This window comes from Novosphingobium sp. PhB55 (assembly GCF_004368805.1).
Taxonomy (GTDB): Bacteria; Pseudomonadota; Alphaproteobacteria; order Sphingomonadales; family Sphingomonadaceae; genus Novosphingobium.
In genome coordinates, this window is sequence record NZ_SODQ01000011.1 from 57,928 (window position 1) to 73,194 (window position 15,267).

Annotated in this window: 9 protein-coding genes; 6 read left to right on the forward strand and 3 right to left on the reverse strand. The window is 66.4% G+C overall.

Annotated elements, in window-relative coordinates; translation table 11 throughout:
* Positions 1-11: 11 nt before the first annotated feature.
* Positions 12-278, reverse strand: a complete 267-nt coding sequence (locus EDF57_RS23090) for a LuxR C-terminal-related transcriptional regulator (RefSeq protein ID WP_132265502.1) — start codon at positions 276-278, stop codon at positions 12-14.
* Positions 279-612: 334 nt separating this feature from the next.
* On the opposite strand from EDF57_RS23090, the gene EDF57_RS23095 reads away from it, so the two are divergent.
* Positions 613-1,959: a gluconate:H+ symporter gene (locus EDF57_RS23095; protein ID WP_132266164.1), complete on the forward strand. Its 1,347-nt coding sequence runs from the start codon at positions 613-615 to the stop codon at positions 1,957-1,959.
* 76 nt (positions 1,960-2,035) lie between these two features.
* Positions 2,036-2,713, forward strand: coding sequence for an FCD domain-containing protein (locus tag EDF57_RS23100; RefSeq protein ID WP_132265500.1), 678 nt, complete (start codon positions 2,036-2,038; stop codon positions 2,711-2,713).
* A gap of 113 nt (positions 2,714-2,826) precedes the next feature.
* Here the strand turns inward: EDF57_RS23100 and EDF57_RS23105 are convergent, their stop codons facing one another.
* Complete coding sequence (locus EDF57_RS23105; RefSeq protein ID WP_134096103.1) at positions 2,827-3,312, reverse strand: gluconokinase; 486 nt, start codon at positions 3,310-3,312, stop codon at positions 2,827-2,829.
* 212 nt (positions 3,313-3,524) lie between these two features.
* Between EDF57_RS23105 and EDF57_RS23110 the strand changes: the two genes are divergently transcribed.
* The 4 genes from EDF57_RS23110 (at position 3,525) to EDF57_RS23125 (ending at position 13,571) form a co-directional block, all read left to right on the forward strand.
* Positions 3,525-6,572 (forward strand): glycosyl hydrolase family 28-related protein, encoded by a 3,048-nt coding sequence (locus EDF57_RS23110; protein ID WP_134096036.1) that lies wholly within the window; start codon positions 3,525-3,527, stop codon positions 6,570-6,572.
* Positions 6,573-6,698: 126 nt separating this feature from the next.
* Positions 6,699-9,689: a TonB-dependent receptor gene (locus EDF57_RS23115; RefSeq protein WP_134096037.1), complete on the forward strand. Its 2,991-nt coding sequence runs from the start codon at positions 6,699-6,701 to the stop codon at positions 9,687-9,689.
* A 73-nt stretch (positions 9,690-9,762) separates the two neighbouring features.
* A complete protein-coding gene (locus EDF57_RS23120; RefSeq protein ID WP_134096038.1) occupies positions 9,763-12,810 on the forward strand; it encodes a glycosyl hydrolase family 28-related protein in 3,048 nt (1,015 codons plus the stop codon).
* Entirely contained in the window at positions 12,807-13,571 is a 765-nt protein-coding gene (locus EDF57_RS23125; protein WP_134096039.1) for a ThuA domain-containing protein, read from the forward strand. Before EDF57_RS23120 ends, EDF57_RS23125 begins: the two co-directional genes overlap by 4 nt.
* 63 nt (positions 13,572-13,634) lie before the next feature.
* Here the strand turns inward: EDF57_RS23125 and EDF57_RS23130 are convergent, their stop codons facing one another.
* Entirely contained in the window at positions 13,635-15,254 is a 1,620-nt protein-coding gene (locus EDF57_RS23130) for a DUF5597 domain-containing protein (RefSeq protein WP_134096040.1), read from the reverse strand.
* Positions 15,255-15,267: the final 13 nt, after the last annotated feature.

A 15,267-nucleotide genomic window follows, 5' to 3' on the forward strand; every position in this document is an offset into this window, starting at 1 on the left:
CGGATGCGCGATCACGCGCGCGCCAGACGTCCCGCCGCGATGGCGACTTGCGTTCGGTTGCGCACGTTCAGCTTGCGCATGAGCGCCGTCATGTGGACCTTCACCGTCGCCTCGGCCATGCCGAGTTCATAGGCGATCTGTTTGTTCAAAAGCCCCGAACGCACGCAGCGCAGGACTTTGAGCTGGGTCGGCGTGAAATGGAGCGGTTCGGCCGGAGCCTCCCGCGCGGCAACATCCTGACTGACGGGAACCGTGCACAGATCTGCAACCAGGTGCATCTCTTTCTCTCCCCTAAATGACTCGGTTCTTGAGGTACCGCGCATGCCCGCTGAGAGCCTGCCGCACCGGAGTTCGTTAAGCCTAGTGATAATGGAATCAGTCTGACAGGTTCAAGAGAAATCTTACCTCTCACACTAAATTGTCTAGAATATGCCGATCTTCCAGCTATAACCTGTCCAACAGGTTTGGGTGGTATTGCCAACCCGATCACAAAGCAAAGACTAGGGAGAGGCGAGGGATGACCCTGTCATTTCGTCGAGCGCGGGCGTGTGGCCCATGGAAGAATGTCCGGTTCCCCGCAGCAGCATCGACCGCATCGGAATCGCAGGCATCATGACGCCGGAAGACATCAGGCTCGTCCTGTCCGCCATCGTCGGCATTGCGCTGTCGATTGCGCTCATCGTCCGCGGGCGACTGCATCCTTTCGTGGGACTGCTGTGCGGCGCCTTCACCGTCGGCGTGCTGGCCGGCATACCGCTGGATGAAACGGCAAAGGCCGTGGAGAAGGGCGCCGGCTCGATCCTGGGTGGCACCGGCCTGGTGGTCGCCCTGGGTCTCGGGCTTGGCGCCATGTTGCAACTGTCGAACGGCGCGGCCGGGCTGGCGCGAGCCGCGCTCGGCGTGTCGGGTGTCAAGGGCGCGCCCTGGGCCAGCCTCTTCACCGCACTGCTGATCGGGTTGCCGCTGTTCTTCGAGACCGGACTGGTGCTGCTGCTGCCGATCGTCGCCTCTGCCGCGGCGGCGCTGCCCAAGGGCCAGGACGATGACGCTTCCAAGCTGCGGCTGATGCTGCCGGCACTGGCGGGTCTCTCGGTCGTCCACGCCCTCGTGCCGCCGCACCCCGGACCGCTGCTCGCCGTGAATGCCCTTGGCGCCAACCTCGGCCTCACCCTGGCTTATGGCCTGCTGGTGGGCATTCCCACCGCGATCATCGCCGGCCCGGTGCTCGCCCGCTTTACCGCGCCCGGCGTGAAACTCAGCCCGCCGCTGCTCGCGCCCGAGACGATCGACGTGGCGACGCCCTCGGTCGGCCGCACCCTCACCGCGGTCCTGCTGCCGGTGGTACTGATCGCCGCGGGACAGGCCGTCGCCATCGCTCCGCCAGCGGTCGCCGCGAAGCTGGCCTGGCTCGGCTGGGTGAGCGATCCCGTCATCGCCCTGCTCATCGCCAACCTCGTTGCCCTGCCCCTGCTGTTCGGGGGCCGCCTCGGCGAGCGCCGCATTCAGGACGCGATCTGGCTGGAGGCCATGGCGCCCGCGGGCGGCATCCTCCTGGCCATCGGCGCCGGCGGTGCGCTCAAGCAGGTCCTCGTAACCGCCGGTCTTTCGGACATGCTGGTGCGTCTGGCGGGCGGCGGGGCGATCTCGCCCTTGCTGCTGGCCTGGGGCGTCTCGGTCTGCATCCGCCTCGCCACCGGCTCGGCCACCGTGGCGACGATCACCACGGCCGGCGTCATGGAAGGACTGGTCGCCAGTTCGGGCGTAGAACCCGAATGGATGGTACTGGCCATCGGCGCAGGCTCGCTGTTCTTCTCGCACGTCAACGATCCGGGCTTCTGGCTGGTGAAGAGCTACCTCGGCACGGACATGCCCGGAACGTTCCGCACATGGTCGATCATGGAAACCGTGGTCGCCGTGGTCGGACTGCTGCTGGTGCTTGCGGCCAGCAGCATCATCTAACAAAGGACCATCCCGATAACCGGCCCGCACTGGCGGGCCGCCGACTGCAAACGATGATGGACAAACAGGAAACTCGATGAACCAGACGCGGCTTTCCGATCAGGCCTATGCGGGCATCGTCGAGATCATCAAGTCCAGGAACCTCGGGGTCGGCTCACGCCTGCCGTCCGAGGCGGGCCTGGCAGAGATGTTCGGCGTATCGCGCGCCATCGTGCGCGAGGCCCTGGTGCGGCTGGCCTCGGACGGCATCACCGAGGCGCGGCGCGGCGCAGGCTCCTTCGTCAAGAGCCGCCCTTCCGAGCGCCTCGCCGCCTTCATGCCGATGGCAGAGCTTCCCGCCACCCTGGGCAGCTACGAAGTACGGTTCGTTCTGGAAGCGGAGGCCGCCCGCCTGGCCGCGACCCGGCGGACTTCGGTGGAAATGGTCCATGTCGAGGACGGCATGGAATTGCTGCGCAGCGCCCTGCTGTCCAACGCGCCCGCCCATGCCGAAGACATGGAACTGCACCGCCGCATCGCGGCCGCCACCGGGAACCCGGCGTTCCTGGTCGCTTTCGATGCGCTCTGGTCCGATGTCGAGAAGATCATGCGCGCCGGCGTGGACATCTCCCGGTCGCGCCCGCCCGAAGTGATCGCCACCATGCTGCGCGAACACGAAGTCATCGTCGAGGCCATTCGCGCACAGGACGCCGAAGGGGCCGCCCTGGCGATGCGCTGGCACCTCTGGGAGGGGCGCCGCCGCCTGATGCCCTGAACCTGAGAAAGGCCCCACAGGCCTTGTCAGGCGGCGTGGGGGCGTGTGCCGCCAGGCGATGTGGGGGTGTGTGCCGCCAGGCGGCGTGGGGACTGCGCCGAAGGCCGGGAGGTTCAGCCGCCGCGAAGCATGCGAAGCACGGAATCGCGCAGGATTTCCGGCGGCTGTTCGCTGGGAAGCACCACGGCCTGCTCGCGGTCCAGCGGCGCTTCGAGCGTGGCGAGCTGGCTGTCCAGCAGGCTGGCAGGCATGTAATGCCCCGGCCGGTTCTCCAGCCGCGTGACGAGATCGTTGCGGCTCGCTTCCAGCAGCACGAAGCGGGCGCCCGCCTCGATGGCCGCACGCAAGCGGTCGCGGTAGACCAGACGCAAGGCCGAGCATGCGACGATCACCCGGCCATTCTCGCAAACCGCCTCGTCCGCCGCCCGGCCCAGGCGGTCGAGCCAGGGCCAGCGGTCTTCGTCGGTCAGGGCATGTCCGGCGCGCATCTTCGCCACAGCTTCGGGCGAGTGATAGGCATCGCCTTCCAGAAAAGCGCAATCGAGCGCCTCGGCCAGCAATGCGCCGAGTGTGGACTTGCCACAACCGCTGACGCCCATGACGATGATCGCGCCGCGAGGAAAGGCGCTTCCTGAGGATTTTGGCAAAACGGGGTCCTTGCAGCCCGGGCGATGCCGCAAAGCGCACCGCGATGATGGGCGACCTATAGAAGCGCGGCGACCGACCTGGGAACTACGACCTTTGTCGCAAGTGCCAAGTCCGCCCTTCCGCATTAGCAACAGGCGAAGATAAACCGACAGGGAGGCGGGAAATGATCGGACGCGGCGGAATAACGGCGGCCTTGCTGGCGGCCAGCGCGCTCGTTCCCGCGGGCGGCGCGGCCGCTGCCGTTCCTGAGAGCGGGCCTTCCGTATTTCCTGTCGCCCCGGCCGAACCGCGCGCGGTGACCGTGAAAGCCGCTGGAGACGGCCGCACCGATGACACGGCCGCCATCCAGCAGGCCTTCGACAAGGCGCGCGACTCCAGCGGACACGGCATCGTTTTCCTGCCTTCCGGCCGCTACCGGATCACCCGCACGCTGGTGGTTCCGGCAGGAGTGCGGGTCTACGGCGTCGGGCAGGAGCGCCCCACCATCTTCCTGGCCCCGCGCACCCCCGGCTTCCAGAAGGGCGTATCGACCATGATCGTCTTCGCCGGAGACGATCAATACGCGGTCGGCCAGGTGCCCGTCCCCGTGCCCACCGTGGTTCCGCGCGACAAGACCGTGCGCGACGCCAATTCCGGCACGTTCTATTCGGCCATGAGCAATCTCGATATCGAAATCGGCGAAGGCAACCAGGCCGCCGCCGGGGTGCGCTTCCGCATGGCGCAGCACGCCTTCCTCAGCCACATGGACTTCCGCCTCGGGTCGGCCTTCGCGGGCGTCTACCAGGCCGGCAACGTGATCGAGAACGTGCGCTTCCACGGCGGCCGCTACGGCATAGTCACCGAGAAGACCTCTCCTGCCTGGCAATTCACGCTGATCGATTCCAGCTTCGACGGGCAGCGCGATGCCGCCATCCGCGAACACGAAGTTGGCCTCACCATGGTCAATGTGCTGATCCGCGACACGCCGGTGGGAATCGAGGTCGACCGCGGCTACGGCGATTCGCTCTGGGGCAAGGACGTCCGGTTCGAGAATGTCAGCCGCGCGGGCGTCGTCATCTCCAACGAGAACAACGTCTTCACCCAGATCGGCTTCGAGAATGCCCTTGCCAGCGGCACGCCGGTCTTCGCTCGTTTCCGGGACAGCGGCCGGTCGGTCGCCGGCAAGGGCAAGGCCTACAAGGTCTCCGACTTTTCCTATGGCCTCGCCGTGCCCTCGCTCGGAAGCGACGGCGATTACGCGACGAAGGCGGATATGGAGGCCCTCCCCGCCCTGCCCGCCGCGCGCAAGCCTGCGATCCGCGACTTGCCCCCGATGTCGGAATGGGTCGACGTGCACAGCCTGGGCGTCATGGGCGATGGCCGCACCGACGATACCGCCGCCCTCCAGCGCGCCATCGACGCCAATCGTGTGCTCTACCTTCCGGCCGGGTTCTACAAGGTCACCAACCGCCTGACCCTGCGGCCGGACAGCGTGCTCATCGGGCTTCATCCGGCGCTGACCCAGCTCTACATTCCGGACGGCAATCCGGCCCATGCCGGGCTCGGCGCAGTCCTCCCCATCCTCGAAAGCCCGCGCGGCGGAGACAACGTGCTCTCCGGCATCGGCCTGTTCACCGGCCGCATCAACCCGCGCGCGAGCGCCCTGCTCTGGCGCTCAGGGGAGAACAGCCTTGTCGAGGACGTGAAGATCATGGGCGGCGGCGGCACGCCCACGGCCGATGGCAAGCCCCTTGGTTCGCTCGGCGCACGCAGCGGCGATCCGGTCGCCGATGGACGCTGGGATGCCCAGTACCCCAGCATCTGGGTGACCGACGGCGGCGGCGGCACTTTCGCTGACGTGTGGAGCCCGAATACGTTCGCGCAGGCGGGCTTCATGGTGACGAACACCAGCACCCCCGGCCACGTCTACGAGATGTCGGTCGAGCATCACGCCCGCAACGAGATCGTGCTCGACAAAGTGGAGAACTGGGAGTTCCTGGCGCCCCAGACCGAGCAGGAAGTGGGCGATGGGCCGAACGCCGTTTCACTGGAAATCCGCAACTCGCGCAATCTCCTCTTCGCCAACTACCACGCCTACCGCGTGACGCGCAGCTACCACCCGGCCCGCAGCGCCGCCAAGCTGTTCAACTCGGGCGAGATCCGTTTCCGCAACGTCCACGTCAATGCCGAAAGCGGCTACGCGACCTGCGACGACGAAGGCTGCGGCACCTTCCTGCGTGCCAGCAAGTATCCCTTCGACAACGCGATCGAAGATGTGTCCAGCGGCAGCCTGGTGCGCGAGCGCGAATTCGCCAGCCTCGACATCGGCGCGCCGGGCAAGGCTGCCGGTACGCCCGCGCAACCTTCCGCGATCCCCGTGGAAAAGCTGGCGGAAGGGTTCTGGTCGATCTCGGGCGCGGCCGCGGATGCCAGGGGTTCGCTCTATTTCATCGACCGCCGCTTCCAGCGCATCCATCGCTGGACTGCGGACAAAGGCCTCGAAGTGGTGCGCGACAACGCGCTCGACCCCGTAAACCTGGCTGTCGATGCCTCGGGCCAGTTGCTGGTCCTGTCCTCGCTCGGCCCGAAGGGGGGCGTCTACGCCTTCGATCCCGATGGCCCGAAAGACGCGATGACCGTGATCGCGCCTACGCCGGTACGCGGAAAATCCGCGGCCCGCACGTTGCTCCCCGTCAACTGGTGGATCAATGGCGAATTCCGCGACCAGATCGATCCGAAGACCTACCAGTTCACCACCCTGGCCGAGATGTTCGCGCAGGATGCCGGGTCCGCCAAGGCCATGGAATATGTCTCGCCCGACGGCAGCCTGGCGCTGCCTGCCTTCCGCGTATGGCAGCAGGGGCCGGAAGACCACGTCGGCTGGCGTTGGTCGCACAGCCTCGATGCCAACGGCCTGATCGGCGGCAAGCCGGGCGAGCGCGTCTTCGTCACCAATGGTTCGCAGAACATGACTTACAGCGCCACGATCGGCAGCGGCGGCGCTCTGCAGGGCCTCAAGCCCTTCGCCGGTCGCGGCGGCGAGAGCGTGGCGGTGGACCGGCAAGGCCGCGTCTTCGTCGCGAACGGGCAAGTCTACATCTACACGCCGGACGGCAAGGAACAGGCGCGCATCGACGTACCGGACCGGCCGCTCCAGATCCTGTTCGGCGGAGCGGACGGCGGCACGCTGTTCATCCTGACACATCACGCACTTTACGCCGCACGGCCATGAACGGAACAGGCATGAACGGAACTGGCCCGAAAGCCGATCGGCCCGAACATGGTCTGCAAAATGCGTCATCAGAAAAAGGGAGGGTCGTCTTGGGAGAGACGGCCCGGAAGTAAAAGGGGAAGGACGATGAAAATGAGGACAGCAATCCATCGACAGCGCACCGGGGCCAGCCTCGTTGCGCTCGTCGCCGTAGCCCTCGCCGGCACGGCGCAGGCCCAGGAGCAGACGCAGGACGCGCCGGAAGCGGCCGCACAGGCTCCTGCTCAGACCACGCCCACAGGCGCCGCAGCCACTGACCGTCAGGCCGCGGAGATCGTGGTCACCGGCTCGCGCATCACCACCAGCGGGTTCAACGCGCCGACGCCCACGACCGTCATCGGCGAAGAACAGATCACCGCCAACGCCCAGCCGAACATCTTTACCACGATCGCCCAGCTGCCCTCGCTCCAGGGTTCGACCGGCGCGTCTACGGGCACCTTCAGCACGTCGAGCGGCCAGCAGGGCCTCAGCTCGTTCTCGCTGCGCGGCCTGCAGCCGATCCGCACGCTGACCCTGCTCGACGGGCAGCGCGTCGTCGGCGCGAACGTGACCGGCGTGCCCGATATCAGCATGTTCCCTCAGCTTCTCGTCAAGCGGGTGGACGTGGTGACAGGCGGCGCCTCCGCTTCCTATGGCTCCGACGCGGTCGGCGGCGTCGTCAACTTCATCACCGACACCCGGTTCGAAGGCTTCAAGGGCAACATCCTTGGCAGCATCACCAAGTACGGCGACGATGAGACCGCGCTCGTCCAGGCGGCATGGGGCAAGTCGTTCCTCGACGACCGCCTGCATGTGGTGGTCAGCGGCGAGTACGACCACGAAGGCGGCGTCGGCGCCGGAGACTTCGGCACCGACCTTGCGGGCAGCCGCGACTGGTATCGCGCGACCACGCTGATGAACACTGGCCAGACCAACAACGGCCTGCCGCAGTTCAACTATCGCGACTTTGCGCAGCCCTACCAATACGCCCGCTACGGCCTCATCAACAACGGCCCTCTCCAGGGCATCGCCTTCGATGCCAACGGCACGCCCTACAACTTCAACTACGGGTCGAACGGCCAGCCGCTCGGCAATGGCCAGGTCAGCAACTGCTATCGCGGCAACAGCTTCTGTGAAGGCGGCGATCTGTCCGGGGCACCGGGCTCGGGCGCCTCGCTCAAGTCCGCGCTGGAGCGCATCAACGGCTATGGCCGCATCGGTTACGACTTCGCCGAGAACAACGAAGCCTACGTCACCGTCAACATCGCCCAGGTGAAGACCCACAATCAGCCCAGCCCCGGCTACAACCGTCCTTCGCTGACGGTGCAATGCGCCAATCCGTTCCTGCCGCAGCTGGTGCGCGATCGCTGCACCGCCGCGGGTATCACGAGCTTCGGATTCGGCACCAGCAACGGCTCGTTCCCCGATCCGCGCGTCGATACCGACCGCAAGCAGTACCGCTTCGTCGGCGGTCTCAAGGGCGCGTTCGACGCGGTGGGAACCTCGTGGAACTATGACGCCTACTATGAGCACGGCATCACCATCTCGGACATCAGGGTTCGCGACATCGTGCTGCAGAACCGCTACGTGGCGGCGACCAATGCGACCACTCTGAACGGCGCCATCGTCTGCGCCGATCCGGTGGCGCGCGCCAACGGGTGCCAGCCGATCAACATCTTCGGCAACTTCGCACCTTCCGACGCCGCGCTCGCCTATGTCGCCCCGCACGAAAACGGGCCGTTCCAGCATACCAAGCTGACCCAGGACGTCCTCAGCGCGAACTTTTCGGGCAATCCCTTCGATTCCTGGGCAGGCCCGGTCTCGGTGGCGTTCGGCGGCGAATACCGACGCGAGTTCTACCGCGTGAACGCAGACCCCTATGGTGCGGGCGTCTCCGACATCAGCCCCAACAGCGCCGACTATCCGGCCGATCCGCTGCTCAACTCCACGCTCGGCAGCAACTGGGCGGCAGGCAACTACAAGAACGGCAGCGGCAAATACGACGTCTACGAAGGCTATGTCGAAGTCGACCTGCCCCTGCTCAACAGCGACTCGATCGGCCGCGCCAACCTCAACGGCGCAGCGCGTGCCACGCATTACAGCACTTCCGGCACCGTCTGGACCTGGAAAGTCGGCGGCACCTGGGACACCCCGCTCGACGGCATCCGCCTGCGCGCGGTCACCTCGCGCGACGTCCGCGCGCCGAACCTCTCCGAACTCTTCGCCGCGCCGACGGTCACCACGGTACCGAACTTCAACGACCCGTTCCGCAACCAGGCAGTACAGATCTTCCAGAACACCATCGGCAATCCCAACCTGAAGCCGGAAGTGGCGCGCAACACCGAACTGGGCATCGTGCTGTCGCGCCCCTCCTGGCTGCCGGGCCTCAGCCTCTCGTTCGACTACTATCGCATCAAGCTCGACGGCGTGGTCTCCACCCTGTCGGCCGACCAGATCGTGCGCTTCTGCTTCGAGGGTAATCAGGCCTTCTGCGGCGGCTTCCAGCTGGATGGTCCGCAGGGCACCAACTTCGTCAACGTCCAGCCGTTCAACCTCGCCTCCTGGAAGACCAGCGGTTTCGATATCGAGGCCAGCTACCAGTGGCAGCAGCCGCTGGGCCTGCCCGGCAGCTTCACCGTCCGCGCGCTGGCCACGCATATCCAGAAGTTCATCGTCAGCGCCGGCATCGCCGGGGTCGATCCGGTCGACCAGGCGGGCAACAACGCCGGTGCCACGCCCGACTGGAAATGGCTGGCGGTGCAGACCTACGACAGCGACCGCTTCAGCCTGACCCTGCAGGAACGCTGGATCAGCGACGGCACGTTCGGCAACCAGTACGTCGTGTGCCAGTCGTCCTGCCCGGTTTCGACCGGCAACCATCCGACCATCGACTACAACACCATGAAGGGCGCCTTCTACGTGGACGTCGGCGCGACGATCAAGTTCGGCGACAACCTGCAACTCTACGGCAAGATCGACAACCTGTTCGACAAGGACCCCGTCGCCTCGCCGCAGACCAACACCGGGCTCGACGTGAACCCGGCCCTCTACGACACCCTGGGGCGGATCTACCGCGCCGGCATCCGCTTCAATTTCTGAAGCTTTCGTCGTCCCGGGTCGCCCCCGGGACGACGACAGGATACACGTGCCTTGAAACCCGGAGAGAATTGACATGAAACGTGGACCGATCGGCGCCTCGACGGCCCTGCTGGCCTCCCTTGTAGCGATCCAGCCCGCCTACGCCTCGCCCTCGGTCTACACCGCAGCTCCCGATGAACCCGGTGCCTTCACCGTATCCGGCAAGGCCGATGGCCGCGCCGATGATACGGCCGCGATCCAGCAGGCCATCGACGCCGCCGCCGAAAAGGGCGGCGGCGGCATCGTGTTCTTGCCCGCCGGCACCTACCGCATCAGCCGCACCATCTTCCTCTGGCCCGGCGTGCGCATCTTCGGCATCGGCGAAAAGCGGCCGACGATCGTGCTCGGTCCGCGCACGCCCGGCTTCCAGAAGGGCGTCGGCCACATGGTGATGTTTGCTGGAGGACGCCGCGAGCGGGACCCCAAGGATGCTCGCCCCGTCGCCTTCGCGCCGCCCGGCAGCGTGCCCTTCAACAAGGACATTCCGGACGCCAACCCCGGCACGTTCTACTCCGCGCTCGGCAATATCGACTTTCGCATCATGGACGGCAATCCGGCCGCCACCGCCATCCGCTTCCACTCCGCCCAGCACAGCTTCGTCAGCCATGTCGATTTCGATATCGGCTCCGGCCTCGCGGGGCTCTATCACGTCGCCAACGAGGCCGAAGACCTGCACTTCCGCGGCGGCCGCTACGGCATCCTGGCGGAGAAGCCCTCCCCCGCCTGGCCCTTCGCCCTGGTGGACGCCACCTTCGAAGGCCAGCGCGATGCGGCGATCCGCGAGCACGAAGCGGGGCTGACCCTGCTCAACGTCGCCATCCGCGACACGCCGGTGGGCATCGAGATCGACCGCGGCTACGGCGACTGGCTCTGGGGCCAGGATGTCCGCTTCGAGAATGTCTCCAAGGCCGGCGTGCTGATTTCCAACGAGAACAACGTCTATACCCAGATCGGCTTCCAGAACGCGGTGGCCACGCATACCCCGGTCTTCGCGCGCTTCCGCGAAAGCGGAAAGACGGTCGCGGGCAAGGGAGAGACCTACAAGGTTTCCTCATTCACTCACGGCCTGACGCTGCCGGCGTTCGGGCAGATGGGCGCCTATCGCACCCAAGTCGATGCCGAGCCGCTCTCCGCCCTGCCCGCGCCGTCCGCCCCCGCCATCCGCGCGCTGCCGCCGGTCTCCGACTGGGTGAACGCCCGCAGTCTCGGTGCGAAGGGAGACAATCAGAGCGACGACACCGCCGCGCTTCAGAAGGCCATCGACACGCACCGCGTGGTCTATCTGCCTTCCGGCTTCTACAAGGTCAGCGACACCCTGCGGCTGCGGCCCGATACCGTGCTGCTGGGCCTTCATCCCAGCCTGACGCAGATCGTCCTGCCGGACGGCTCTCCCGGCTACGCCGGCGTCGGCGCGCCGAAGGCGCTGGTGGAGAGCGCCTCGGGCGGAGACGCCATCGTCGCCGGCATCGGTCTCAATGCCAACGGCAACAACCCGCGCGCCGCCGCCCTGCTGTGGAAGGCGGGGGCACGCTCGATGGTGAACGACGTGAAGTTCCAGGGCGGCCATGGCACCAATCGCTTCGACGGCACGCGGATGGATCCCTACAACAACAACGCGACGGCCGATCCCGATGCCGCGCGCCGCTGGGACGGCCAATACGCCAGTCTCTGGGTTACCCAGGGCGGCGGCGGTACTTTCGCCAATATCTGGAGCCCCAGCACTTTCGCGCACCCCGGCATCCTGATTTCCGACACGACCACGCCCGGCCGCCTGATCCAGGCCTCGGTGGAGCACCACGTCCGCACCGAGATCGGGCTCAACCGCGTCTCGAACTGGGAACTGCTGGCTCCGCAGACCGAAGGCGAGGCCGGCGAAAGCGGCGATGCGGTGGCGCTGGAAATCCGCAACTCCAGCAATATCCTGGTTGCCAATCTCCACGCCTACCGCGTCACCCGCACGCGCAAGGCGGCGCCGGCCGCCATCACGCTCTACAATTCGCAGGACATCCGTTTCCGCAACGTTCACGTCAATGCCGAGAGCGGCGTCGGGACTTGCGACGAGAACGGCTGCGCCACGTTCCTTCGCCTCACCAAGTTCCCCTTCGAGAATGCCTTGCGCGACGTGACGCATGGGCTGGACGTGCGCGAACGCGAATTCGCGGTGCTGGACGTCAAGGCCGCCCCCCAGCCCGTCGCACCCGTCACGTTCGAAGGCGCCCGCATCGAGAAACTGGCAGACGGATTCCACTCCATCGGCGGAGGCGCGGTTGACGCGCAAGGCAAGCTCTACTTCATCGACCGCCAGTTCCAGCGGATCTGGAGCTGGTCGGACAGCGGCAAGCTGGAAATCGTGCGCGATGCCGCGCTCGATCCGGTGAACCTGACGGTCGACCGCTCGGGCAACCTGCTTGTGCTGTCCTCGTTCGGGCGCAACGGCACCGTCTACAGTCTCAAGCCGGGTTCGCCCGATACCGAGCTGACAGTGATCGCGCCCCGACCGGCGGGCAAGTCGGGCAATGCCGCAACGGTGCTGCCGGTCAACTGGTGGATCAACGGCGAGTTCAAGGATCAGATCGACCCGAAGACTTACGCTTTCACCACGCTTGCCGAGATGTTCACGCGCAACATGGCGCTGCCCAAGGCCGAGGAATATGCCTCGCCCGATGGCAGCGTGGTCCTTCCCGCCTGGCGCGTGTTCGCCCAGGGTCCGGCCGATCACCGGGGCCTGCGCTTCTCGGACTCGCTGGACAGCTACGGCTTCATCCAGGGCAAGCCCGGCGCACGCGTGTTCCTGACCAACGCCTCGGAAAACCGCACGTATAGCGGCGTGGTCGGCGCGGAAGGCGCCGTCACCGGGCTCAAGCCTTTTGCCGAGCGCGGCGGAGAAGGCGTTGCCAGCGATGCGCAGGGCCGGGTCTACGTGGCCAACGGGCAAGTCTTCGTCTACTCGCCAGAGGGACAGGAGGTTGGACGGATCGACGTGCCCGAGCGGCCGCTGCAACTGGTGTTCGGCGGCGAGGACGGCAAGACGCTCTACATCCTGACGCACCACGCCCTCTATGCCGCGCGGACCGGCCGGTGACGCGCCTGATCCGCGCGCTGCTGCTCCTGCTCGCGCTCGCCTGCCCGGCGAGCGCATGGGCAGAAGCGCAGTACCGACTGCTCGTCCTCGCGATCCCGAACAAGTACCATTACGAATATATCCCGATCGCGCGCGACAGCCTGGAGCATCTTGCCCGGCTTCACGATTTCGACCTGACGTACACCAACGATCCCAAAGTCTTCGAAGGCGACCTGCAGGGCTATGCCGCGGTCATGTTCCTCAACACCCCGGGCGAGGAACTGAACCCGGCCCAGCGCCTGAACTTCGAAAGCTACATGCGCGGCGGCGGCAACGCCATCATCGTCCACCGCGCGCTCATCATGCCGCCGGGGAACTGGCCCTGGTATGAGAAGCTGGTCGGCCGCAGCTTCGTCAATCATCCGATGCTGCAGACGGGCGTTGTCACCGCCGCCGATCCCGGATTCCCGGCAACCTTCGGCCTGCCTTCGCGCTGGATATGGAGCGATGAATACTATGTGCTGACCAATCCGCACGGGATCAGGATCGAGCCGGTGCTGCGTGTCGACGAAACGAGCTACGACCCCACCCGCATCTGGCCGGGACAAGTCGCGAAACCGATGGGGGACCACCCTGTCGCCTGGTATCACCGTTTCGAAAAGGGCCGCGTCTTCGTCACCACGCTGGGCCATAGCGGGGAGGCCTACCGCGAGCCGCAATACCTCGCGCACCTGATGGGCGGGATCTACTGGGCCGCCACCGGGCTGGGCCAGCAACGCTGAGAACGCGCTTCCGCGGCGACGCGAAGTCCCCGCTCTTACCCAGGGCTTAGCGGAGGCGCCTTCTTACCTGTAGCGCCCCATCGTGACCTTCAGCCACACGGGCCGCGCGGTGAGATTGATGCCGTAATCGGTCTGGTCCCCGTTCCACACCCGGTCCGTAACCCATTCGTCCTTGGCGAAGTGCCCTTCCTCGATCCTGAGGACCATGCCGTTCGGCGGGCTGCCCGCTGCCGGTGCAAATGACACTCGGGCGTGATCGCCCGTCAGCAGGAACGTATCGGCCGAAAGCTGCGCGACGGCGATGCCGCCGACCGGCTCCGAGGCCCAGGCCGGAAGGTCGGCATCGGGGAACCATTCGCGCTGGCCGAACTGCCACTGGCCGAAGCTGGCCGTGATCTGCCAGTTGCCCATGGTCGTCTCCTGCGCCGCGCCGTCATCGGGCTTGGCGGCACCCCAGGTCGGATGCTCGAAGGCGATCTTCGCCCAAGGCCGCATCGCCTCCGACAGCACGCGGTACTTCGCGGCATAGGCGTCCAGCGTGGCCTCGTCGAAGCTCTTGGCGCCGAGCGGGAAGTTGAAATAGTCGCTGCCGTCCATGCCGAACGGCGAGAACCCGATCGCACCGCGCCCCAGCGCCGGCCAGAAGTACCGGGCATATTCGCGCGCATTGCCGATTTCCGGCACCATCAGCGCGTTGTCCGGCCGGGTGTAGAGATCGAGGTGCTTCAGGACATTGCGGCTCTTGCGGTCATAGATGTCCGGCGCCGCGAAATCGAGCGAAGGCGCCGCCGCCTTCCAGATGTCGAGGACATCGCCCTGCGGCCCGCCGCTGGCGACGCTTTGCGGATCCGGCTCCTTGAACGGGTCGGCCAGTGCGGCGTTGACGTACATCGGCAGCGGCTTGATCGCCTTGCCCGCCGCCGCCAGTTCCTCGATATAGCGCGCCGTGAACCAGGTGTTGAAGGCCCGGTCCGCCTTGTCGCCGAAGACCTGGCTCCAGGTGCCGGAGCGGCCGCCAAGCCGCCGCGTCAATGCCTGCGGCACGGCGCCTGCAAACAGCTTCTGCGCCGCTGCCCCGTAATCGCGGGGATTGCGGTAGCTTCCGACCTCGTTCTCGGGCTGGACCATGACGATGGTGTTCTGCGGATCGTGGTCCCGCACATAAGTCATGAGCGCCAGGAACGCCCGCTTGTCCGCGCGCAGCGTTTCCGCGCTGTGCGGCGTCAGGACATCGTGGTCGCTGCCATCCGGCTTCTTCATCCGCGGGAAGCGCCGATTGTCCACCTTCACCCAATCGGGCGTATAGGCGAGGCCCGTGTTCTTCCAGGCACCGAACCACAGCAGGACCACGCGCTTGTCATGGCTGCGCGCCTGGTCGAGCAGGGCCTGGACGAAGCTGAAATCGAACTGCCCCTCGCGCGGCTCCAGTTGCTGCCAGGCGACGGGAACTTCCACCGTGTTCGCGCCGATCCGGTCCAGCACCGGCCAGGCGGTCTGCAGCGGCTTGGGATAATTGGAGCTGTTGTTGACCTGCCCCGCCAGCATCAGGAACGGCGCCCCGTCGACGATCAGGGCATGGCGTCCCTGGCGCGTCTCGATATGCGGGACCTCTCCCTGAGCCAGGGCCGGGGCAGCCACGAAGGAGAGCATGGCGCTGGCCAGCAGGATTGCAGAAGATCGCATCGTGCGGGTCGTC